This is a genomic window from Micrococcus porci, from assembly GCF_020097155.1.
GTDB classification, from domain to species: domain Bacteria; phylum Actinomycetota; class Actinomycetes; order Actinomycetales; family Micrococcaceae; genus Micrococcus; species Micrococcus porci.
The window spans coordinates 871,587-894,554 of record NZ_CP083691.1 but is presented as its reverse complement, the minus strand read 5'-3'; the positions used below and the strand labels follow the sequence as shown (position 1 = coordinate 894,554).

The window sequence follows — 22,968 nt, the reverse complement described above, 5'->3', positions numbered from 1 at the left end:
TCCCATGCCAGACCAGATCACCCACCCCACCGACGCCGCCGCCCACCTCTCCCCCGCCCCGGAGGACACGATCGGCCGCGTGTTCGCGCGCGCGGTCGCCCGCTCCCCGCAGGCCGTCGCGCTGCGCTTCGAGGACCGCGACTGGACCTACGCCCAGCTGCGGGACGGAGCGCACCGCGTGGCCCGCCGCCTCCAGGGCACCGGCCTGCCGGCCGGCACCCGGGTGGCCGCCTACGCCACCAACTCGGACGCCTACGCGCTGCTCTTCCTGGCCTGCGTCACGGCCGGCTACGTGCACGTACCCGTGAACTTCGCGCTCAAGGGCGGCGAGCTCGCCCACGCCCTCGAGGACTCCGGCACGGAACTGCTCGTGGCCGACGCCGGCATGCTCGAGCGCGTCGACCAGGTCCGGGCCGAGGGCCGCGCGTCGGCTCTGCGGCACGTGTGGACCATGCTCCCCGCCGGCCACGCCGAGCCCTCCGTGCTGGAGACCGCCCAGGACGAGGCGCTGGACGCCGCCGCGCCGGAGGCGGAGGTGTCGGCCACCGACCTGGCCCAGCTGCTCTACACCTCCGGCACCACCTCCACCCCCAAGGGCGCCATGATGTCCCACCGGGCGCTCGTGGCCGAGTACCTCTCCTCGATCATCGCGCTGGACTTCACGGCCGAGGACCGCCCCCTGGTGGCCATGCCGCTGTACCACTCGGCCGCGATGCACGTGTTCCTGCTCCCCTACCTGAGCCTCGGCGCCACCGTGCGCCTGCTGGCCGCCCCGGACATCCCCCGGATGCTCGAGCTGGTGGAGACCGAGCACATCGGCTCCCTGTTCCTGGCGCCCACCGTCTGGGTGCCGCTGGCGAACCATCCGGACCTCGCCACGCGCGACCTCTCCTCGCTGCGCAAGGCCCAGTACGGGGCCTCGATCATGCCGGTGACCGTGCTGCAGCGACTGCGCCAGAGCCAGCCGGGCATCGGCTTCTACAACTGCTTCGGCCAGTCCGAGCTGGGCCCGCTGTGCACCGTGCTGCGCCCCGAGGAGCACGACGCGCGGCCGGCCTCGTGCGGCCGCCCCGTGTTCCACGTGGAGGCGCGGGTGATGACGGCCGACGGCGTCCCCGCCGCGCCCGGCATGCCCGGCGAGATCCAGTACCGCTCGCCGCAGCTGCTCTCCGGTTACTGGAACCGCCCGGATGCCACCGCGGACGCGTTCACCGACGACGGCTGGTTCCGCTCCGGCGACCAGGTCACCCAGGACGCGGCCGGCTACATCCAGGTGGTGGACCGCATCAAGGACGTCATCAACACGGGCGGCGTCCTGGTCGCCCCGCGCGAGGTCGAGGATGCGATCTACGAGCTCGACGAGGTGGCCGAGGTCGCCGTCATCGGCCTGCCGGACGAGCGGTGGATCGAGGCGGTGACCGCCGTCGTCGTGCTCAAGGAGGGCGCCGAGCTGACCGCGGAGACCGTGCGCACCCATGTGAAGGAACGCCTGGCGGGCTTCAAGGTGCCCAAGCGCGTGGACTTCGTGGCGGAGCTGCCGCGGAACCAGTCGGGCAAGCTGCTCAAGCGCGCGCTGCGCGCCGAGCGGACGCAGGAGGCCCGGTGATGCGCAGGCAGAAGCCGACCTACGACGTCGTCACGCCCCTGGACGTGGACTACCTGGACGCGTTCGGGGAGGCCACCGAGGAGGACCGCGCGCACTGGGACCGCGCCCGCGCCTACGGCCGCGAGGTGCTCGAGCGGATCGACGGGCACTGGGACCGGGCGGAGTACCCGCTGGACCTGGTGGCGCGGGCGGGTGAGCTGGACCTGCTCACCGATGGGCTGGAGGTGCCGGGGCACGCGGTGATGTCCCCGTTGGCCGCGGGCCTGGTGGCGATGGAGATCTCCCGGGCGGACGGATCGATGGCCGCGGCTGCGGCCGTGCAGGGCGGGCTCGTGCTGCGCGCCCTGGTGCACTGCGCGAGCCCGGAGCAGCAGGAGCGGTACCTCGAGCCGGTGGCGCGCGGCACGCTGCCGGGCGGGTTCGCGCTCACGGAGCCGCTGCACGGCTCGGACTCGGTGTCCCTCGAGACGTCCGCGCGGCCCGACGGCGCCGGCGGCTGGGTGCTGAACGGCGCCAAGAAGTGGATCGGCAACGGCGCGGCCGGCGGCATCACTTTCGTGTGGGCGCGGGACACCGAGGACGGGCAGGTCAAGGGGTTCGTGGTGGAGCAGTCCACGCCCGGGTACGAGGCCGAGGTGATCACGGGCAAGGGGGCGCTGCGGGCGATCCACCAGGCCGAGATCACGCTGACCGACGTGCGGGTCGGCGACGACGCGCGGCTGCCGGGCGTGGCGACGTTCAAGGACGCCGCGCGCGTGCTGGTGGCCACCCGCGTGAACGTGGGCTGGTCCGCGCTGGGCCACGCGACCGCCATGTTCGAGGCCGCGCTGGCCTACGCCCGGCAGCGCGAGCAGTTCGGCAAGCCGCTGGGAGCGCACCAGATGGTGCAGGAACGGCTCGCGCAGATGCTGGACGAGGTGACCGCGATGCAGACCCGCTGCGTGGTCGTGGCCCGCCTGCAGGCGGCCGGGCGGCTGCGTGACGAGCAGGCCTCCCTGCTGAAGTACGCCTGCACGCGGGGTGCGCGGCGGGTGGCACAGATCGCCCGGGACATGCTCGGCGGCAACGGCATCCTGCTTGAGCACCGGGTGATGCGGCACTTCGCCGACGTCGAGGCGCTGCACACCTACGAGGGCACCGAGTCCGTGCAGGCGTTGATCCTCGGCCGGGACCTGACCGGGATGAGCGCGTTCGCGTGAGCGCCTCCCTCAGGGCGCGGAGACGACCCCCACGCCCACCCGGGGCAGGCTGCGGTCCACGACCAGCTCCAGCCGACGTTCGTGGAACCGTGCGCCGAGCAGCTCCTCGAGGTCCTCGACGAGGTGCACCGTGATGGTCTCGATGACCGCCGCGGTGTCCTCTCCGTCCCGCAGGATGCAGTCCACCTCCAGCGCGGGGGCGGAGGGGGTGCCGGTGATGGCGAACCTGGCCTCAGCGACCTCGGGGAACACGGTGACGGCCCGCGCGGCACTCATGGCCAGGAGGGCGCAGCGCTGACGGAAGGCGGCGGGCTGCGGCGCCGGGGACTCGAGGACGGGCGGGGCGGCGGACAGGGTCCGCCCCATCGCCTGGGGGGCCTCCAGCGTTGCTGTCATGACATTCCTCTCGCCGCGGCCCGGGCGCCCCCTCACAGAGATCGCTGTGACCTGGAAAATGTTATTCTAACTATGCGTTAGGAACACTAACCAAATTTTCGGGGTGACGTGAACAGGGAGGTTCAAGAGCGCATGGGTGAGGAGCACACCACGCTGACCAGCACGGATGGCGAACCGACGTCGGGCTACTGGTACACCCGCGGCGCCCGCGAGATCGAACCTGTGGACGTGCTCAACCTGCTGCGACGCTACCGGGAGGCCGAACGGCGCATGCGCGCCCGCACCCGGGACAGCATGGGGATGGGAGAGACCCACCTGTCAGCCCTGCGTTACCTGCTGCAGGCCGACCGACGCGGCCACAAGGTCCGTCAGCGGGATCTGGCCAGCGCCCTGGAGATCACCCCGGCCTCCGCCAGCGCCCTGGTGGACCGACTGGTCCGAGACGGCTACGCCCGACGGGCGCCCCACCCACAGGACCGCCGATCCGTGGTGGTGGAGCCGACGGCCAAGACGGACCACGAGGTCCGCGCCACCCTGGGCGCCATGCACCGCAGTATGCTCGCCGCGGTGGAGGGCCTCACCCCGGCCGAGCTCGCCGGCGCGGCCGCGTTCCTGCGGGCCCTGATCCGCAGCGTGGAGGAGCATGACGAGGACGAGGCGGACCAGCCCGCGTGAGGAACAGACTCAGCGGAACAGGTCCCAGACGCTGAACGTGGTGCGCTTGTAGACCGCGTTGTAGGCGGCGCGCTTCGGATCGCGCACCCACCCCATGCCCGGCCGGCCGTCCTCGCGGCCGGCACCCGTGCACCGCACCCGCCAACCCCAGGAGCTGACATGACCACCGCACCCACCCCTTCTTCCTCCGACGACGCCCCCGCCGTCCTCGTCGAGACGCGGCCCGGCGTCGTGCGGCTGACGCTGAACCGGCCCGCGAAGGGCAACGCGCTCGGACTGACGATGGCGCGCGAGGTGCTCGCGGCGATCGCCGCGGCCGAGGCGGACGAGTCCGTGCACGTGCTCACGCTGACCGGCGCCGGACGGATCTTCTGCGGCGGCGGGGACGTCCAGGCCATGGCCGCCGCGCCTGCCGGGCCGGAGCGGCGCGCGATGATCCAGGAGCTCGGCGAGGCGGCGGGCGAGGCCGCGGTGGCGCTCACAGGCTCTCGCCTGCTGGTGCTGACCGGCGTCAACGGGACGGCCGCCGGGGCGGGGCTCGGGCTCATGCTGGGCGGCGACGTCGTGCTGGTGCGCGAGGACGCGCAGCTGGTGACGGCGTTCTCCGCGCTCGGGATGACACCGGACACGGGCGTGTCCTACTGGCTGCCGCGGGTGCTCGGGCCGGTGCGCGCGACGCAGCTGCTGCTCGGCGGGCGGCGCCTGAACGGGGCCGAGGCCGTCGCGTGGGGCCTGGCGACCGAGGCGGTGGCCGGCGACGCGTTCGCGGCCCGCCTGACGGAGCTCGAGGACGAGCTGGTGGCCGGTCCGACGCACACCTATGGGCCGACCAAGGCGCTGGCGCGCGGGGCCGACGCCGAGGCGCTGCGCGCGCACGTGCGGCAGGAGGCGGCGTCGATCGCGGCGGCGTCCGAGCACCCGGAGGCCGTGCGGCGGGTGGAGGCGTTCGCGGGCCGGTGAGGGGCGGGCCGCGGCCCAGGCCGTGAGTGGCCAGGCCGCCGGCGCGCCTCCACCGGGCCGACCCCGGTCAGGTGCGCGAGGGCGTGGAGGTCACTTGAACATCTTCAGAACGTCACCCAGGCCGACCGTGGTGCGCCGGTAGACGGCGTTGTAGGCGGCGCGCTTCGGATCGCGCAGCCAGCCCATCCCCTTGCGGCCGTAGCCGGGGATGACCTTGCGCTTGATCGCACGCTTGGCGCGGCCCGTGGTGCGGGCCTTGATGGACTTCTTCAGGCTGGGCTTGCGGAGACCGATCTTCATGGGGCGAGCGTACTGGGTGGGGTGGAGGGGGTGGGGGGGGGTCAGCGCCTCGCCAGGACCTGCCCCTGGCAGGGCTGTCAGGCACTTCTGTCGTCCTCCTGGACGGTGTGCAGGAACCACTCCAGCGCATCGAGGAACGCCTCCTGCGCCGCGGCCGGCTGAAGGGTCTGCGGCCTGATGCTCGGGCGCCGGCGGAGAGCCTCAGGGCCGAATTCCAGCCCGGGGATGAGATTCAGACGTCCCCGGAAGTCGTCGAGAAGCGCCTCGTCCGTGAAGGGAGGCCACTTCGCCAGGTGATAGAAGACGACCTCGACGCCGTACGTCGGGTACAGGATCACCGGCCAGATGGCGCGTGCTGACGTGCGCGGGACGACCAGGAAACAACCGCCGGCGGCATTGTCCGCGAATTCCGCCCGGCCACCGCGCTCGACCCAGCCTCGTTGGACCTCGATCAGTGCGCGGGCCGATTCGGGATCGTTGTGGTCGTGCAGTCGGTCGACCCAGCGGTCCCGCAGCGCAGGGTCGTTGCCCGGGGCGGCGAGCGACCGCGGATCGATCAGGTCGACGTCGACGTCGATGAGCTCGGCGAGCTGCTCCGCCACCAGCCGCTGGCCGCCGTCGGCACGTCCGTCCTCGGAGAAGCGCACGCCTTCGGCCGCGAGGACGTCGTGCGGATCGTCCGTGCGGTGGACGTCGGTCCACCGGAAGGACGGAGAGACGGTGCCTCCCGCCTGGAGCACACGATGAGCGTGCGGCAGGGCCGTCCGTGCGAGGTAGGTCCCCACGGGGACCGGATGGCTTCCGATCAGCCGTGCGAGTTCGCCGTAGGAGGTCCAGGACCCGGCGGGAATGGCCTCGACGGCATCCGTCAGCGTCTGCCAGGCCGTGTGAGCGACCCCGGAGGCGGCCTCTGCCGAGGGCCCCGGCCAGATGTCGACGATCCGGTCCGCCAGCCGCTCGGCGCGCGCACGGATCTGCGCGGGACCCCATACCGGCTCAGCGGAGATCTCCTGGTTCATGCGGATGCCGCTCTTGGCCAGCTCCGCACGCTTGACCGCGAAGGGCCCGTTGCTCAGCTCGCTGTTGTACCCGGTGAGGGTGAGGTTGCCCAAGGTGTGCAGGAGCTCGGTGTGCACTTCTCGAAGGTCCTGGTGCGCCTCGAGCTGGCCGGCCAGAGCGCGCTCCCACTCCTCCGTGAGGGTCTGCGGCATGACGTGCTCGATGGTCGCGCTGTCGAGGTCCACCGGCTCCTTGCTGCCGTACGACTCCTCGATCCACCGGAGGATCAGCTTCCGGTGGGCCGCCCGGCCCGTCGTGTAGAAGGGTGCCGTCATCACGGCCTGGCGGATCTGATCGTCGGAGGCGAAGTGCTTCCGTCCGGTGGAGAGGAAGCGCTGCAGGGCATCCGCCGGATCGTCCTGGCCCTGAACGTCGGCCGTGGCCGCGAGCAAGGTGGTGTTGAGACCGTCGGAGTAGCGGCCGAAGACGAGGCGTCGGACCAGGTACGACTCGAGGTAGAGGAACGCACGGGCCAGTTCGTCCGAATCGATGTCCCCCAAGGACCGGCGCTCCATCAGGTGCAGTGTGATCGGGAACGTCGTCGTCGTGCGCCAGGCGCGCAGGCGTGCCAAGCGGAAGCGCACTGCGGCGTCCTTCTCCTTCTCCGGGCGGAGCATGACGTCGTAGAGACGCCCCAACGCCAGGAACCTTCCGACTTCCGCCCTGACCTGCGACTCGTCCTGCAGGTCACGCATGCGACGCTGCTGCCCCGCGTAGATCTCGGTCTGGCGGACCTTGGGATCCTGTTGCACCAGGTCGAGCCAGAACAGGGTCTCCAGTTCCTCATTGGAGAGCAGGTTCTGCAACGGGAGCCACAGGGTGGTGTAGACCTCATCCGCCCGTGTGGGCAGCTGCATGAACAGGTAGTTCCTGAGCAGGTCGCCCTGGGTGAGCTTGAGGCCGGTGTTGTTCAGCGACTCGAAGATGCGGTGGGCGTTGTCGTTCTCCCCGGTGGTCACGGACACGATCGACAGGCCGGCGACGACGGCGGACTCGACCTCCGCCAAGGTCAGCGGCTCCTCTTCACCGGCGGCAGACGGTTGACTCAACCCGAGCAGCTTCGTCAGGAAGAACTGGTGGGCTTCGCTGATCCTGGAGCCTTCGGCAGCGTCCGGGGCGTGCTCGATCCGCCCGCGGTAGGCGGCGCGGTCGGCCTGGGTGGGCAGGACCTTGTAGCGGAGATCGCCGTCTTCCCACTTGTTGACCAGGTACTTCTCGTTGACCCGATCGGCGTGCATGGGGCCTTCGTGCTCAGCCCGGTGGTCGCGGACAGCGGCGAGGAGGAGCGTCAGCGTCGTCAGCCGCTGCTGCCCGTCCACCACGAGCCACCGCTGGACGCCACCGGGCCCGTTGTCCCGGAAGCCGGCGAGAACGAGGGAGCCGATGAAGTGAGTCGCCGAAGGGTTGTCCCGCCGGTGGTCGGCGACATCCACGACGTCCTCCCACAGTCGCTGCCACTGCGGGCGGCCCCAGGAGTACGTCCGCTGATAGAGCGGGACCGTGTACTGGTAGGAGCCCCCGAGGAGTTCCTGAAGGGTGACTTCACGCGCGGCGACCATGGGACGAGCCTAACGGGGGCCCTGAGGCCAGATCGTCCCGAGGTGTCAGGGCCGCTTGCCCTGCCACTCTTGGATCACCCGCCGCATTCTGTTCCCGTGCTCCTTGATCTGGGGGACGTCCCAGTCGCCCTCGGCGTGAAGGATGCCGGCCATGAGCTGGAACTTGAGGCTCTGCTCGTCCGAAGAATACTGCTTCACCTTCGAGACGGGCATCAGATTGTTCCGCTGGGAGTTCTCGCGTCGGCCCATGATGCATAGGTTCCCGAAACGGTTGACGTCCTCCGCGGTCAAGACCTCCTGTTCCTCACCCGGAACCACGGGGTAGAAGTGCTCCACCGAGGTTCGGTACCGGAACCGGAAGGCGTCGGCGCGCCGGCGGAGCACCTCCTGTTCGACATCGCTGAGGGGCTCCCGCAGATGTTCCCGTTCCATGGGCGATGTCCGGCCTGCGTCCCAGAGGATGTAGTCCAGGGCGTTGAAGACGAAGTTGGGGACGTTGACGCCGGCATCCCAGGTCTTGTCCGCCTCGTAGGCGCGGAGGCGCTCCCGCGCCAGATTTTCCAGCATGTGCTGGAACGCCACGCCGTCCACACTGTCCACCGGCTGCGCATGCAGCCATCGCAGGATGCGGTACAGGAAGTACTTGGACGTGCGGCGCGTGTCGGTGACCTGGAACATGGCCTGAAGGTTCCGGACGGCGTCCTGGACCTGCGGATCCTGGAAGGTGTTCTTCACACCCAGCCGTCGGCGCGGAGAGCGCTCGCCGGACTCCGTCTCGAGCTTCTGAGCTCGGCTGAGCACCCAGTTCTCCTCGTCCGCCTGTGTTCCCGTCGTCGCCAGAGTCCTGATCACATAGGTGTCCAGCAGAAGGCGCATGCGGAGCAGCGCCACGAGGAAGCGCTGAGACCAGGCCGCGTCGTCTTGGCCGTGCTGGGCGAACTGCTCCAGCAGGGAGCCGTCCTCGAGCCGCACGGCCCCCGTTGAGTCCTGGCCCCACCGCGGCAGGCCGGGCTCGGCCCCCTCACCCTTCTCCTGCATCACGCGCAGCACATGCAGCAGCAAGTTCGGGAAGTCGACGATGGTCCCGTAGGCGCCGGTATCGGCGTCGTCCTGGCGCTGGTCGGACGAGGACCCGGACTCCACGGCGGTCTGCCCGGCGGCCCGCAGAGCCCCAATGATGGTGCGGGCGCCCGACACCGTCGCGGTCAGGCTCGGCGCGAGAGCTGCCCGCAGCGACGCGAAATCCCGTGTGAGGAGGGCCGACCAGGACGCTCCGAAGACGGCGTCTCTTGCCGCCTCACCGCCATCCTTCGGCCGCTCCGTCGAGAACTGGAGCTGGATGTGGCGGTCCAGAACGGCGCAGGCGTCCCAGACGTGCGCGAACACCTTCCGGTCCGTGGCGTCCTGGAGAGGCCGCATCAATGTGGCCTTCAGGATCTCGTGCTTGGCGAGCTGCTCACCGCGGGTGTTCATCACCTCGAAATAGTGGTTGAGGTCCGTGCCCTTCGGAAGTTCGGTGCGCAGCAACCGGACATGCTTCCAGAGGTACGCGAGGTCGTCGCCGTCGAACATCACCTCCTGATCGTCTGCCGGGGTTTGCCGGTCCATGGCCCGCCGGCAGGCCGCAGCGATGGTCTCGACGGCCACCCCGATGGCGTCCACCTGGAACGACGTCCCGGCGGGGGCGCCCCGATGGCGGAGGGTCGCGAGGTCCTCCCCGGCCTCGGGGCGCCCTTCGTAATCCAGGACGGCCAACGCCCGGGGGTCGAGGACACCGGCTCGGATGACATGCTCCGCGACGGCCGCCAGCACCGTCAGTGTGGTCAGGCGCTGCTGCCCGTCGACCACCTCGTCGATCGGCACGTCCTCGGGAGTCGTGGCTCGGTTCACCACCAGCGAGCCGAGGTAGTAGTCGGACAAGGCTCCCTGCGTATCCGGCTTTTCCGAGCCGAGGCGAGCGCGGCGCACGTCCGTGAGCAGTGTCGAGATCTCGACCTGCGTCCAGGCGTAGGCCCGCTGGTAGACCGGCACCCGGTAGTGCCGGGCGGCGGTGAAGACCTCCTCGATCGTCAGCGCCTCAGGCACGTGCTTCTCAGTCTGCATCGTGGGCTTCCTCCGTGTCCCAGGGCGTATCCGAGTAGAGACGCTCCACCGGGGAGGCCTCGTCCACGTACGGCCCGGGGAGGGCCGCCACGCGCCCGGTAACGGCGGCGGGGTCCAGGCTGCTCCTCATCAGACGGAACAGGTTCACCCGGTCCTCCAGGTCCGGCGCCCCGTGCTGGCCCAGCGCGTGAAGTTCCACGGAACGCGGGTAGACCCGCGTCAACCGCGTTCTCAATGCGAAGGCATGCCGTGCGAGCACGAGAGCGGCGCGCTCGATGTCGTGGTCGCCGAACCGGTCCGCGTAGGCCAGCAGCAGCGCTCCGTAGAGCTCCTGTGTGTAGCGGTAGCCAGCGCCGGTACCGGTGGCCCGGACGAGCCGGGTGATCGTCTGGAATCGCCCGTTCTCCCTTCCACGACGGGCGTCGTCCCCGGCGGTCTGCTCCGCGTCCGTCGCGGAGACGCCGAGGTCCCTCGCGAGCCGGGTGTAGTGGCGCACGAGGCGGAAGAACATCTCGCCGTCGATGACGGGCTGGGTCAGCTGGAACGGGAATTCCAGCGGAGGAAGGGCACCGTGCGCGATCAGCGTGGCGTTTCGCCCGTTGTAGTCGTCCACGTGGGCCTTGGCCATGAGAAGCCCGTGCGCCCAGGGCAGTCGGCCGAGGCCCGTCGGCCCCGCGGAGATCCCCTTGAACGCTCCGATCCGGGACGCGGTGAAGCCGTCGCGCGGCAGGGACTCACCGGCGCTCCAGCGGAGGATCGGATAGAGCAGACGCGAGAAGAGATGGTGGATCTCGAACGGCGGGGTAGCTTCCCACTCCCGCACGGCCGCGAGGATCGCCGCCCGGTCCGATGTGGCCTCACCATAGGCGCGGAGGTGGTAGGCCTTCAGTAGGTCGGTGGGCAGGAGCGCCCGGCCGCGGGTGTTCTGCGAGTCGAACATCTGGAATGCTGCGTCGAGGTCGTTGACGACCAGACGCACCAACGTGCAGTGGTCCAAGAAGTAGTCCGCGAAGTCCTCGACCTCGGAGCTCTTCCAGGACCGGAACGTCTGCAGGATAAGGCGGTGGTTCTCGACCACGTGGCGCTCCGACACGTCCCGGCGGCCCGGCGGCAGCTCGATGGCCGCCGCGCGGTCCAGGGCCGCACGCTGGTGCTCGGCGCGCTCGGCGGTGTCGCCCAGGACCTCCTGCAGTGCGAGCGCGATCAGGGCGAAGGTCATGTACCGCTGCTGGCCGTCAACGATGTCCAGCCAGCCGTCCTCGGCGTGCACGATCATGGTGCCGATCCGGTAGGACGCGGCCGCACGGAAGCGACGGATGTCCTCGACGAGCTGTACAGCGTTCTTCGTGGACCAGGTGTAGGGACGCTGATATTCGGGGACACGGAGACGCGGGTCACGCAGTGCGTCCGCGACGGTCATGACGTTCGCGGTCAACGACCCGGAGCGCCCCGTCCCCGGCCCTTGGGCGTCATTCTGGGCACCCCACGGATGGTCGACGGCGGCATCCGCGGCGGTCGAGTGCATCTCCATCAGGCGTCGTCCTCGATGGGTACCGTCTTGGCCGAGGCGGCCTCGACCTCGCCGAGGGTGCGCCCGTCCGGCGCCCGCCATGAGGACGGTCCGCTCATACTCCCGCCGGCCACGAATCCGGCCGCGGCCGAGGAGCTGGTGAAGGAGACGTCCTCGATCAGCACCCCATCAGCGCCGATGTGGCCGGCAAAGCGCTCGCGGCTCGCCCGGACACCCGCGGGCGCGCTGGGCCGCAGCCCCTCCATGAGACCACTGCCCCGCAGGACGACGAACCCGTCCGGCGTCGGGTGCCCCTGCGCACCCACGCCGTTGACCGTCATGGTGAACAGGGTGCGCTCCGGCACCGCCTCGGGCGCCTGGGTGGTCCGGCCCGCCGCGACCACGGCATGTGAGCCGTCAGCGCTCTCGAAGACGCGATGCCCCAGGGCACTGATCAGGATCTTGGCCTTGTCGGCGTACTCCTCCAGCTCCGCCTTCTTCTCCTCAGTGACGTTGCCCTGGGAGGGCGCCACCGCGTTGTCCACGGTGAAGCGCCCGGTCGTGGATGCAGCCTGGTGGAAGAAGTGCTCCAGGTAGGTCACCTCCGTGGGGCCGAAGGTGTCCCCGAGGGTGGAGAGGAGAATGGCCCGGTTCCAGAAGTCGTGCGCCTCTTTCCGGACGTGCTCCCGGATCCTGCCTACCATGCCGTTGCCGTTGGCCCGCCCGACAGCCTGCCCGACGTAGACGACGTCGTCGCCGGAATCGGCGTCCTGCCCCAGCAGCAGGTACACACCGGTGCCTTCGAACGCCTCGGGGTGCCCGTCCGCGTTGAGACTGGTGCGTGGCACCACGTAGACGAGGCCCGTCCAGTTGTCGAGGGTGCACTTCAGCCGACCGGTGGGTACACCGTCCATCAGGAAGACCTGCAGTGTCTTGGGATGTGCCATCTCAGTTCCCCTTCCGGACGCGCGACGGCGTCGCACTCGCCCTTTCATCGACGGAAGTACCCTGCGAAGGGGCCGTTTCGTCAGCGAAAACGGCGGACCGTCCATGGGCAACGTCCACCGGCCCAGCCCCCTCGCCCCGCACTTTCCAGTACAGGTACTCCCCGATGGCAGCGACGATCATCTTGGATGGGTCCCCGCCCCTGCCCACGATGTCCGTCATCTTCGCGAAGGCGTCCTCGTTCGCGTACACGGCGCCCATCGCTGACCGTTCCAGGTTCGGGCTCGCGAGGAACTGCTCCAGCGAGTTCGCTCCGGCCTGCCCCAGCAGCTTCTCGTCCTCCATGAGCGGCGCCACGAGGGCACTCACCCACGCCTCCTGCTGGGACGGGGACGCATCCACGCCTTCGCCGGCGAAGATCTCATTGATCTTCTCGATCACTTCCTCCAACGGCCCGCGCTGCTTCTCACGCGCCTGCCCGCCTCCCACAGCGGTGGTCCCCTTCAGCGCGGCCCCACCGGTCAGCCCGATGTCCCCCGAGGACGTCTTCTTCTGCCGGATGCTCACCAGCTGCACATCGCTCAGGTCGATCAGCTCCTCACCGCCGGGCTGATCGCCCACGAGCTGCACCAGGTGCCGCAGGAACAGCGCCCGCTTGTAGTGCTCGGTGTCCCCGAACTCGTAGATCTGGGAGAGGAAGTCGTAGAGGCTGACGAAGGACCGCATGTCCTTGCGCACCAGCACGAGCTCGTTCACGCGCGTCTCGTCGTGGTTCATCCGCGCATGCGCCAGCTCCTTGCGGAACCGGTATGCCACGGGCTCCAGCGCGGCCTGCAGGCCCTCCTGCCCGCTCCCCGGCTTCCATGCCACCCACACGTCGGCGAACGCGTCGACCTCGTCCCAGTCGTACACGCCCGCGGCGTCGAGCTTCGTCCCCAGGTCATGGATCAGGTTCGGGTCCGTCACCGTCTCCAGCTTCGCGCCGGCGTAGTACGGCTCGAAGGCGGCCTGGATGTCGTTTTCGGAGTTCACGAAGTCCAGTACGTAAGTGGTGTCCTTGCCGGGCGCCGCGCGGTTCAGCCGGGACAGCGTCTGCACGGCGAGCACGCCGGAGAGCTTCTTGTCCACGTAGAGGGCGCAGAGCTTCGGCTGGTCGAAGCCGGTCTGGTACTTGTTGGCCACGATCATCACCTGGTAGCCGTCCCCGTCGAACGCCTTCGCCAGGTCGCCGGTCACGGACGGGTTCATGGACCGTTCGGTGACCTTCTCGAGCCCGAAGTCGTCGTCGGTGATCTCGCCTGAGAAGGCCACCAGGGTGCCCACGTCCGTGTATCCCATGTCATGGATGTACTGGTCCATCTGGCGCTTGTACCGGACGGCGGCGGCGCGGGAGTCGGTGACCACCATGGCCTTGGCTTGCCCATCGAGCAGGTGGGCCACGTTGGCGCGGAAGTGCTCCACGATGATCTTGACCTTCTGCGCGATGTTCGTCGGGTGCAGCTTGACCCACCGCATGAGCTTCTTGCTCGCCTCGGTCTGGTCCACTTCGGTGGTCGGCTTCCCGACGGCGGCCCGGTCGCCTTCGGGACGGAACTCGCCCTGCTGTCCGGCCAGGGCCAGCTTGAAGGCGGTGTCGTAGTTGGTGAAGTTCTTCAGCACGTCGAGGATGAACTCCTCCTCGATGGCCTGCTGCATGGTGTACCGGTGGAAGGAGGCCGGGATCTCCTGGCCCTTCTCGTCGTACTCGCCGGAGGGGCGGCCGAACATCTGCAGGGTCTTGTCCTTCGGGGTGGCGGTGAAGGCGAAGAAGCTGATGTTCTCCGGGCGTCCGGTGGCGGCGACCTCGGCGGCGAGGATGGACTCGGTGTCCGCCTCTCCCCCGTCTTCGAGGTCGGCCTGCTCGTCCGGGGTGAGCACGCGCTTGAGCTTGGCGGCGGCGGAGCCGGTCTGGGAGGAGTGCGCCTCGTCCGCGATCACGGCGTATGTGCGGCCCGCGAGCGTCGAGTCACCTTTGAGGAGCTCAAGCACGGCGGGGAAGGTCTGCAGCGTCACCACGATGATCCGGTTGCCCTGCAGCAGCGTCTGCTTCACCAGGGCGGACTTGCTGGTGGCCTCTCCGCCGAGGTTCTTGCGGTCCACGGCCACCACGGTGCCGGAGGTCCGCTCGATCTGCCGGACGGCCTCCTGAAGCTGGTCGTCCAGCACGGTGCGGTCGGTGACCACGATGACCGAGTCGAACACCCGCTGCTCGTCCGCCCCGTAGGTGGAGAGCAGGCGGTGGGCGGTCCAGGCGATGGTGTTGGTCTTGCCGGAGCCCGCGGAGTGCTCGATCAGGTAGGACTTCCCGGCGCCCTCCTCGCGGACGGCGGCGAGCATCGTGGTGACGGCCTCCCACTGGTGGAAGCGCGGGAAGATCAGCGTGGACTTCCGGCGCGAGCGGCCGTACTCGTCCTCCACGGTCTCCTTCTTGAGGAAGACGAACTTCTGGAGGATCTCGAGCCAGGTGTCCCGCTGGAGAATCCGCTCCCACAGGTAGGCCGTGGAGGAACCGCCGTTCGGATTGAGCGGGTTGCCTGCGTGTCCGTCGTCGCCCTGGTTGAACGGCAGGAAGAAGGTGTCCTTCCCGGCCAGCTTGGTGGTCATCCAGACCTCGCGGTTGGAGACGGCGAAGTGGACCACGGCGCGGGTGCCGAACCCGAACAGCGGCGTGGCCTTCGAGTTGCGCTCGCGGTACTGCTTCTTCGCGTGGCCGATGGACTGGGTGGAGTCGGTCTTCAGCTCGATCGTGGCCACGGGCAGGCCGTTGACGAACAGCACCAGGTCCACGGACTGGTTGGTGGCCGGGTTGAAGTGCACCTGACGCATCACGCGGAGGCGCATGTGTTCGTAGGAGGCGACGGCAGCTGGGTTCAGGTTCGTGGCCGGCCGCGGCTCGGCCATGCGCAGGGTGGCGGAGGTGCCGACCTTGAAGCCCTTGCGGAGCACGTTGAGGGTGCCTCCGACGCCGGTGTCCTGTGGCTTGTTCAGCACGTCGATCAGACGGGTGGTGATCTGGTCCCGCTGCGCCTGTTGGGCGGAGGCCGGGGCATCGGCCTTCACGAGACGCCCGTAGTCCTCCGGCTGGTTCTCGGCCAGCCAGGCGTGGACGTCCTCGGGGAAGATCGCGTTCTTGCGGTCGTAGCCGTCATCGTTGGCCGAGTAGAGCCAGCCGTGCCTCTCCAGGTACTCGCAGATGTAGGTCTCGAGCTCGCTCTCGTTGTGGATGGCCATGGCGGTCAGTCCTCCGTGGGGATCTCGATCTGGCCGGTGACGGCGGCAGTGATCAGGGCGGCACGGCGTTCCTGGGCGAGCTCGATGAACCGCTCGGCCTTGGCGATCAGTGCGTCGATCTTCGCGGTCTCGCGGTCTAGGTGGTCGGCGATCTCGCGCTGCTCAACCAAACTAGGCAGCGGAACCTCCATCCGGCCAAGGGTCGAGCCATTGAGGTTCATGAGACCCGTAGATGTGGTCGCGACCAGATTAATCCAGCTACGGGCTTGATCTGTCCGCATGAACCACCACAGAAACTTCGGAATCATCGTGGACTTCAGACGCAGCCTCTGCATGAAATTTCCGAACCCGTAGCCGCCCTCGGCAACTTCATTGTCCACCAGGGTCGTCTTCCCAACATGCTTGAACGACCCGCTCGTCTTCGTCACGATAAGGTCCCCCTCCCGAAGTCGGGTATTCTGCCGCTCGGTCTGGGACAAGGTTCGCAATGCAGGATCGCTAATGGCCCAGTACCCATCCACCGTCTGCTCCGTCGAACGGAGTACTGCCACGTCGTCCGCACCTGTCGGATCTTCACCCCACGCGCCCGAGTCATTGAGAACCAGGTGCCGTCGAAGAATGACTATCTCCGAGGTGGAGACAAATGCACGGTCGATGACTGCCTGACGTCGTTCGCGCAACCGGTTCATTAGCTCGACCTGCTTCGCGATGAGGGCGTCGATCGTGGCGGTCTCTCGATCGAGGTAGTCCGCGATGCACCGCTGCGTGTCGAAGTCAGGCGCCCAGACTTCGATGGTCTTGATGAAGTCCCAGTTTGCCCTCGGCATCTTGGTTCCATACGTGGACGCGTTCACCTGTTCCAGGAAGAAGGAACTCAGCACCAGGTACCCGAGGTAGCGAGAACACATTTCAGGCTCTTCACCGTTGAGTGTGGTGTGTCATGTCTAACCCGCCGCCGATGAGGAGCATCCGGAGGCGGTAGTTGTCCCGGTTGCGGAAGCCTCGGGCGATGCGTCGGTGGAGTTCGATGAGTCCATTGATGGCTTCAGTGCCGCCGTTGCTGGCGCCGTTGGTGTCGAAGTAGCCGAGGAACTCGCGGCGCCATCTGTTCAGGGTCTTGCCCAGCCGTGCGACCTCGGGGATCGGACACGAGGTGAAGGTGGCGAGGATCTTCTCGGCGACTGCTCGCCCGGCGGCATGAGTGCCCTGACGGTAGGCGGAGCGAACCTTCTGGGCGCACAACCACGCGATTTCGACCTCGATGTGTTGCTCGTGAGCGGCCCAGGCCGTCTCGAGCCGATCGCGTTGCCGATCGGTGAGATTCTCCGCGCCGGCGCGCAGGACGTTGCGGACCCGGTACAGCGGATCGCTCTTGCGGCCGCGGTGGCCGTGGATCTGCTGCTGAACCCGCCGGCGGACATCATCGACGACAGTGGTGGCCAGCTTGACCACATGGAAGGCGTCCAGGACCGAGCGGGCGTCCTCGAGCTGGTCATCGATGGCGTTCTTGTACCCATGGAACGGGTCCAGGGTCGCCACCTCGATCCGGGCTCGGAAGGCGTCGCCGCGCTGGTCGAGCCAGTCCTTGTACACCCTGCCGGAACGGCCCGGCACCAGATCGAGCAACCGCGCCCTCGTGCGCCCGCCCTCGTCCCGGGTCAGGTCGACCATCCCGGTCAGCTCTTTGGGGCCGCGCCCGCCGTGATGGATGGGTTTGGTCGAGACGTGATGCCAGACATGCTCGTCAACCCCGAGGATCGCGACGCCCTCGAAGCGGGATGGGTCCTCGTCAGCGGCCTGCAGCAGGGGTTGGATCGAGTCCCACACCGTGCGCCATCCTGTCCCGAGCTGACGGCGGATCCCGTTGACGGAGGCGTGCTCTCGGCGGATCTGCTCGATCGCCCACCGGCACGCCCGGGTCGTCAGCACCGCTCGCGGTGCAGCGACCTTCTCGTCCTGCTCGATGAACGAGCCGACCTCGCAGGCTGGATCTGGGCACAGCCACCGGCGCTTGCGCCAGATGATCCGCACCGGTCGCCCGAACGCTGGCGCGTCGACCAGGCTGACCTCGATCCGACCGTGACCACGGGCGATCACCCCGCAGGAGCGGCATCCCATCGGCTCCGGCGCGGACTCGACCGTCACCACCAGCCGGTCGTGGTCATCCCGTTCGGCGGTGAGCACATGCAGCCCGGGCAATCCGACCAGCAGATCGCAACACGTGCAGTAGTCGCCGCGCGCACGGCAGTACAACGTAGGCTCAGGCATGGTCGAGGTCCTTGTGATCAGGAGAGGTCAGAGTCCTCTGATCATCGAGGGCCTCGGCGCTTTCGAGCCCTCACCCCAGGCCCCGGCGCGTCACACCCCCACACTCAACGGCGAAGAGCCACATTTCATCGACCGGACGGTACACATGGAGGTCCCCGAGGGCCTCGCCGTCACGATTAGCAACCCACGACTTCGCCAAATACGGGCGCAGCTTGCTGAAGAGGAGATCACCGGCTCGGAACGAAGTGCCGCGCCCCTCCGAGTCGATTTGATGATCGGTCACAAGCCGACCGGTATGCCCGACCATTGATTCAGCTGCGACGCGGAACTCCGACTCCTCGGGCACATTGTCTGTAACGAGGTCAACGCACCACCCGAACTTCCTGGATGAGGATCGAGCTGTCACCGCTCGACCTCCTGCAACAGCTCGATGATCTCGGCCGTGAGCTGCTTGAGCTCGGCGTCGATCTCTTCGAGCGGGCGTGGCGGCACGTACGTGTAGAAGAGTCGGGTGAAGGGGATCTCGTAGCCGATCTTCGTCTTGGACTCGTCGATCCAGGCGCCGGACACGTGGGGGACGACCTCGGCCTCGAAGTACTCGTGGATGTCCCGGCCGAAGGGCACCAGTTCGGTGTCCCGCAGCGAGGCGTCCGGCTCCGGCTCACCCTTCTTGTTCATCACGACCTCCGCCTTGGGGTCGTGCACGCCGATGGCCCCGGTCAGGGCCTTCACCAGCGGGGCGCCGGCGGTCACGCCATGCTCCTTCAACGCCTTCTTCAGGTCCAGCACGAAGGTGGGCTGGTGATCCCACACCCGGCCACGCAGGGAGGCGAGGGCGGCCCCGAGAGCCGAGCGGCCGTCGACGGGAAGCTTGTCCGCCGGCTTGGTGGCGAGCGCCGCCGCGATGGTGGCGTCCTCCACCTCGAAGCGCAGCTGCAGCGGGCGCTCCACGGTGATCTCCCGGTAGCCGAAGTCCTGCGCGGTGAGGACCTTGGAGAACTCGGCGTTGGCCTCGGACTGGGCGTCGAAGTCCCGGTAGATGTCCAGCACGCGCTGGCGGTCCGCCGTGGACAGCTCCTTGTTCTTTGAGCCCACGTTGCGGCGCAGCTTGGTGAAGAAGGTGCGGGCGTCGATCAGCTGCACCTTGCCGCGGCGTTCTGCCGACTTGTTGTTGTCCAGCACCCACACGTAGGTGGCGATGCCGGTGTTGTAGAACATGTCCGTGGGCAGCGCGACGATCGCATCCACCAGGTCTGATTCCAGCAGCCAGCGGCGGATCTCGGACGGACCCGAGCCCGCCCCGCCCGTGAACAGCGGGGAGCCGTTGAGGACGATGCCGGCCCGACCGCCGCCCTCCGAGACCGGGCGGAGCTTCGAGGCGACGAGCTGGAGGAACAGCATCTGGCCGTCGCTGATGGCGGGGGTGCCGCCCGGGAAGCGGTTCGTGGCGCCACCGGCGGCGATCTCCTTCTCCACCGCGGTGCGGGAGGCCTTCCAGTCGCCGCCGTAGGGCGGGTTGGAGAGGACGTAGTCGAAGCGCTCGGTCAGGTGGGCGTCGTTCTTGAGGGTGTCCCCGCGAGCGATGCCGTCCGCGTCCTGGCCCTTGCCGAGCAGCTCGGACTTGCAGATGGCGTAGGACTGGTCGTTGAGCTCCTGCCCGAACAGGCGGACCTCCGCGTTCGGGTTCATGCGGCGCAGGCGCTCGTCCAGCAGGGACAGCATGCCGCCGGTGCCGGCCGTGGGGTCATAGACGGTGCGGACCGGGTAGCCGGTGAGGACGTCGTCGTCGTTGGCGGTGAGCAGGTCCACCAGGAGCTTCACCGCGTCGCGCGGGGTGAAGTGCTCACCGGCGGTCTCGTTGGAGGCGGCGGCGAAGCGGCGGATCAGGTCCTCGAAGAGGGTGCCCATCTCCGCGTTGGAGACGGTCTCCGGGGAGAGGTCGATGGAGGCGAACTGCTGCAGGACCAGGAAGAGACGGTCGTGCTCGTCCAGCTTGGCGACCGTCTTGTCGAACTCGTAATAGGTGAACAGGTCCGCCACATTCTGGGAGAACCCGTCCACGTAGGCCAGCAGGTTGGTGCGGAGCAGGTCCGGCTCCTGCAGGATGCGGTCCAGGGTGAAGGGGCTGAGGTTGTAGAACGTCAGGCCCGTGCGGGACTGCACCAGGTTGTCCAGGACGAAGTCCGGATGCCCCTTGGCCGCCAACTCCGCGAAGAACTCCCGGTGCTGGGCCATGACCGCCTCCATGCGGCGCAGGATGGTGAGCGGAAGGACGAGCGTGCCGTACTGGTTCGGCTTGAACACGCCCCGGAGCTGATCCGCGATCCCCCACACGAAGTTCGAGAGGTTCTGGGGAGAGGGCATGGTGGCAGAGCCTTTCGGAGCACGGCGGTGTGGCAGTCGGCCTCATTCTGGCACGGCGACATCCCAGGTCTCGGCTCTCACCCGGCACGGCCGATCCCCACTCCGACTCGGTTCGCTGCGCGGGCCCTCCGGCGGCCAGACTCACGCACGGGAATCGTGCGACGACGTCGGGCGCTTGCCGAGCTCGGCCTGCGCGAGGATTCACAGGTCAGCTTGGTCGTCATCGATCTCGCCGCCGTACCCGAACCCCAGTTCGCCGAGCGAGTGCTCTCACCCGTCGCGGGAGTGCGCCTCAGCGCTCCGTGGGGCGGCACATGGTGCGTGGTCGGCGACCGCCCGGATGTGCCTGCCCGCGTGGAGGCGGCAGTTCGGCATGCGACGGAGGCCGTATGGCAGATGGCCTTCCTTGGGCCGGGCGAGCACTTCCGCGATCTGCCGGGAGCGTTCCGCACGCTCGAGAACGCCCTCGCCGTCAGCCGGGTGGCCGGAGGGCTCCACGCCGTGGACGCGTCGACCGTGGGCGCCGTGGGCATGGTCCTCGCCGGGGCCGGCGAGGCGAGCAAGGACGTGACGGCCCGCCCGCTGGCGCCGTTGCGCGACCTGCCGCCCCAGCGTGCCTCGGCCCTCCGCGAGACCGCACTGGCCTACCTGGACGCCGGAACGAACGTGGCCGAGACGTCCCGCCGGCTCTTCCTCCACCGCAACACGGTCCTTCAGCGACTGGAGCAGCTCGGCGCCGTCCTCGGGCCCGACTGGCACACGCCCCCACGGTCGCTCGACCTCCACCTGGCCCTGCTCTCGGCAGCGCGCGACGACGGCGGCGCCCCGGGCGCACCACCCGTGCGAAGCCAACCCCGTCGTCGCGCCGAGGAGCTCCGCCGGCCCCGATCGCCCGCCGCACGCTGCTGACCGCCGGGACGCTCGGCGTCGCCGCGGCGACGCTCGTCTCCGCCACCGTCGACACAGCGCGGACCGCCCCCGGGCCCAACCCGTTCGCGCTGGGTGTCACCTCGGGCGATCGGCAGCCGGACGGCTTCGCGATCTGGACGCGCCTGGACACCTGGCTCCTCAACCCGGACGGGTTCGGCGGCGCGCCGCACCAGGCGTCACACATGCAGCCTGGGAACCGAAGAAGACTTCGGATTCGCCGTGCGACCTCCCCTTCCTTGGCCCCACCCCGGTGGGATCCGAGAAAATGTGCGGATTCAGACGCACGCCAGGGTCCCATCGCCAAGCTCCACCATTCTTCCGAACAATTTTTCGGATGAATGGGTGGTCTGGGACCATGGAGGCATGGCCCAGCCCCACCCGTCCCCCCTGGTCCCCGTCGGCGAACGCGTCCGCGCCGCGCGCCGCGAGATGGGCCTGACCCAGCAGGAGCTCGCCGACCTTGCAGGGGTCTCGGACGCCACTGTCCGGCAGATCGAACACGGGACCGGCAAGGGCACCCTCGGCTCGCTGATGGCCGTTCTCGAGGTCCTGGGTCTGCACCTTGAGGTGAACGGGTGAGCACCCCGGACCTGAGCGGCCTCAAGCGGGTCACCACGGCGGACGTCTACAAGGCGGGCCACCTCGCCGGCACGTTGGAGCGGAACGCCCAGGGCGGCGTCGCCTTCGCCTACCAGCCCGGCTATGACGGGCCGCCGGTCGCCTCCACGCTCCCCGTCACGGACGCCGCCGTCACCGCACCCGGCGGCGGGCTGCCCACGTTCTTCTCCGGGCTGCTGCCGGAAGGCCACCGCCTCAGCGTGCTGCGGGCCGCCGCCAAGACCTCCCTGGACGACGAGCTCACGCTCCTCCTCGCTGTCGGCGCCGACGTCCCCGGGGACACACAGATCGTGCCCGGCGGCACCACCCCGCACGAGCCAGCGCCGCTCGCCGCGGAGAATCCCACAGACCTGGACTTCACCGCCCTGGCCGGCGGCGTCGACCGGACCGGACTGCCCGGGGTCCAGGCCAAGGCCTCCGCATCCATGGTCAACGTGCCGCTCACCCTCGCCGGTCGCAGCGCGCTGCTCAAGCTCGACCCCCCGGAGCACCCACACCTCGTCGAGAACGAGGCGCTGCACCTCACGGCCGCCGCACGCCTGGGCGTTCCAGTCTCCGGTCACGCTGTCGTCACCGACCGGAAGGGGACCCCAGGACTGCTCGTGGGCCGCTTCGACCGCCGCCACCAGGAGGACGGCACGGTCCATCGCCTCGCCCTCGAAGACGGCGCCCAGGTGCTGGACGTCTACCCGGCACAGAAGTACAACGTCACCACCGAGGACCTGATCAGCGCCCTGGCGGCGCGAGCCGCCGCCAGGCCCGTGGCGGCCCGCAACCTCTACCTGCAGTTCCTCTTCGCGTGGCTGACCGGCAACGGCGACCTCCATGCCAAGAACGTCTCCGTGCTGCAGGGCCCCGATGGACGATGGCAGGTCGCCCCGGTCTACGACGTTCCCTGCACCGCTCTCTACCGGGACATGACCATGGCCCTGAGCGTGGACGGCCGCGTGGAGGACCTGCGCCGCCGGCACTGGGAAGCCCTGGCGGACGCGATCGGACTCCCCCAGCGCGCCGCGGACGCCGCCATGCGGAAGGCCCTGGCCGCCGCCGACCGCATCGACCTCAGCACACTGCCGTTCGAGGGATCACCCCTGCGCGGGGCGGAGCGCGAGCTGCGGCACCGGCGTGGCGAACTGCGGGACTGACCGCCCTGGCCACTGCCCCGCGCTCCAGCCGTCACCCCTCCCCCGCCGCGCGCTGCTGACC

General features: G+C 69.1%; 19 protein-coding genes. 8 read left to right on the top strand and 11 right to left on the bottom strand.

Features of this window, described 5'->3' with window-relative positions:
- Nucleotides 1-4 precede the first annotated feature (4 nt).
- A complete protein-coding gene (locus KW076_RS04290) occupies nucleotides 5-1,606 on the top strand; it encodes a fatty acyl-CoA synthetase (protein WP_224356370.1) in 1,602 nt (533 codons plus the stop codon).
- Nucleotides 1,606-2,805: an acyl-CoA dehydrogenase family protein gene (locus tag KW076_RS04285; RefSeq protein ID WP_224356369.1), complete on the top strand. Its 1,200-nt coding sequence runs from the start codon at nucleotides 1,606-1,608 to the stop codon at nucleotides 2,803-2,805. Before KW076_RS04290 ends, KW076_RS04285 begins: the two co-directional genes overlap by 1 nt.
- A gap of 9 nt (nucleotides 2,806-2,814) precedes the next feature.
- On the opposite strand, the gene KW076_RS04280 is transcribed toward KW076_RS04285, so the two are convergent.
- Nucleotides 2,815-3,201 carry a hypothetical protein gene (locus tag KW076_RS04280; protein WP_224356368.1) on the bottom strand — a complete coding sequence of 129 codons (387 nt, stop codon included), beginning with the start codon at nucleotides 3,199-3,201 and terminating at the stop codon, nucleotides 2,815-2,817.
- Between the two features lie 132 nt (nucleotides 3,202-3,333).
- Between KW076_RS04280 and KW076_RS04275 the strand changes: the two genes are divergently transcribed.
- Complete coding sequence (locus KW076_RS04275; protein WP_224356367.1) at nucleotides 3,334-3,876, top strand: MarR family winged helix-turn-helix transcriptional regulator; 543 nt, start codon at nucleotides 3,334-3,336, stop codon at nucleotides 3,874-3,876.
- Nucleotides 3,877-3,885: 9 nt separating this feature from the next.
- Here KW076_RS04275 and KW076_RS12510 read toward each other — a convergent pair whose 3' ends face one another.
- Entirely contained in the window at nucleotides 3,886-4,014 is a 129-nt protein-coding gene (locus KW076_RS12510; protein ID WP_255351296.1) for a hypothetical protein, read from the bottom strand.
- Nucleotides 4,015-4,035: 21 nt separating this feature from the next.
- On the opposite strand from KW076_RS12510, the gene KW076_RS04270 reads away from it, so the two are divergent.
- Nucleotides 4,036-4,836: an enoyl-CoA hydratase/isomerase family protein gene (locus KW076_RS04270; protein WP_224356366.1), complete on the top strand. Its 801-nt coding sequence runs from the start codon at nucleotides 4,036-4,038 to the stop codon at nucleotides 4,834-4,836.
- Between the two features lie 90 nt (nucleotides 4,837-4,926).
- Here the strand turns inward: KW076_RS04270 and KW076_RS04265 are convergent, their stop codons facing one another.
- The 8 genes from KW076_RS04265 to KW076_RS04230 all read right to left on the bottom strand — a co-directional run bounded on the left by KW076_RS04265 (nucleotide 4,927) and on the right by KW076_RS04230 (nucleotide 17,850).
- The gene (locus tag KW076_RS04265; RefSeq protein WP_002857973.1) at nucleotides 4,927-5,136 is read right to left on the bottom strand and encodes a hypothetical protein; all 210 of its coding nucleotides are present in this window, start codon (nucleotides 5,134-5,136) and stop codon (nucleotides 4,927-4,929) included.
- A gap of 77 nt (nucleotides 5,137-5,213) precedes the next feature.
- A complete protein-coding gene (locus tag KW076_RS04260; protein ID WP_224356365.1) occupies nucleotides 5,214-7,754 on the bottom strand; it encodes a GmrSD restriction endonuclease domain-containing protein in 2,541 nt (846 codons plus the stop codon).
- Between the two features lie 45 nt (nucleotides 7,755-7,799).
- A complete protein-coding gene (locus tag KW076_RS04255; protein ID WP_224356364.1) occupies nucleotides 7,800-9,857 on the bottom strand; it encodes a GmrSD restriction endonuclease domain-containing protein in 2,058 nt (685 codons plus the stop codon).
- Nucleotides 9,847-11,388 (bottom strand): DUF262 domain-containing protein, encoded by a 1,542-nt coding sequence (locus KW076_RS04250; protein WP_224356363.1) that lies wholly within the window; start codon nucleotides 11,386-11,388, stop codon nucleotides 9,847-9,849. Before KW076_RS04250 ends, KW076_RS04255 begins: the two co-directional genes overlap by 11 nt.
- Nucleotides 11,388-12,314 (bottom strand): GIY-YIG nuclease family protein, encoded by a 927-nt coding sequence (locus KW076_RS04245; protein WP_187326247.1) that lies wholly within the window; start codon nucleotides 12,312-12,314, stop codon nucleotides 11,388-11,390. Before KW076_RS04245 ends, KW076_RS04250 begins: the two co-directional genes overlap by 1 nt.
- 1 nt (nucleotide 12,315) lies before the next feature.
- Complete coding sequence (locus KW076_RS04240; RefSeq protein ID WP_224356362.1) at nucleotides 12,316-15,582, bottom strand: type I restriction endonuclease subunit R; 3,267 nt, start codon at nucleotides 15,580-15,582, stop codon at nucleotides 12,316-12,318.
- A 5-nt stretch (nucleotides 15,583-15,587) separates the two neighbouring features.
- Nucleotides 15,588-16,463: a restriction endonuclease subunit S gene (locus KW076_RS04235; protein WP_224356361.1), complete on the bottom strand. Its 876-nt coding sequence runs from the start codon at nucleotides 16,461-16,463 to the stop codon at nucleotides 15,588-15,590.
- 37 nt (nucleotides 16,464-16,500) lie between these two features.
- Entirely contained in the window at nucleotides 16,501-17,850 is a 1,350-nt protein-coding gene (locus KW076_RS04230; RefSeq protein ID WP_224356213.1) for an ISL3 family transposase, read from the bottom strand.
- On the opposite strand from KW076_RS04230, the gene KW076_RS04225 reads away from it, so the two are divergent.
- A complete protein-coding gene (locus KW076_RS04225) occupies nucleotides 17,849-18,160 on the top strand; it encodes a hypothetical protein (RefSeq protein ID WP_224356360.1) in 312 nt (103 codons plus the stop codon). The genes KW076_RS04230 and KW076_RS04225 overlap by 2 nt on opposite strands.
- A gap of 92 nt (nucleotides 18,161-18,252) precedes the next feature.
- Here KW076_RS04225 and KW076_RS04220 read toward each other — a convergent pair whose 3' ends face one another.
- Nucleotides 18,253-20,214 (bottom strand): type I restriction-modification system subunit M, encoded by a 1,962-nt coding sequence (locus KW076_RS04220; protein ID WP_224356359.1) that lies wholly within the window; start codon nucleotides 20,212-20,214, stop codon nucleotides 18,253-18,255.
- A 396-nt stretch (nucleotides 20,215-20,610) separates the two neighbouring features.
- Between KW076_RS04220 and KW076_RS04215 the strand changes: the two genes are divergently transcribed.
- The 3 genes from KW076_RS04215 to KW076_RS04205 all read left to right on the top strand — a co-directional run bounded on the left by KW076_RS04215 (nucleotide 20,611) and on the right by KW076_RS04205 (nucleotide 22,907).
- Complete coding sequence (locus KW076_RS04215; protein ID WP_224356358.1) at nucleotides 20,611-21,123, top strand: PucR family transcriptional regulator; 513 nt, start codon at nucleotides 20,611-20,613, stop codon at nucleotides 21,121-21,123.
- Between the two features lie 384 nt (nucleotides 21,124-21,507).
- Nucleotides 21,508-21,723 carry a helix-turn-helix domain-containing protein gene (locus tag KW076_RS04210; RefSeq protein ID WP_224356357.1) on the top strand — a complete coding sequence of 72 codons (216 nt, stop codon included), beginning with the start codon at nucleotides 21,508-21,510 and terminating at the stop codon, nucleotides 21,721-21,723.
- Nucleotides 21,720-22,907 carry a type II toxin-antitoxin system HipA family toxin gene (locus tag KW076_RS04205; RefSeq protein ID WP_224356356.1) on the top strand — a complete coding sequence of 396 codons (1,188 nt, stop codon included), beginning with the start codon at nucleotides 21,720-21,722 and terminating at the stop codon, nucleotides 22,905-22,907. Before KW076_RS04210 ends, KW076_RS04205 begins: the two co-directional genes overlap by 4 nt.
- The last annotated feature ends 61 nt before the right edge of the window (nucleotides 22,908-22,968 follow it).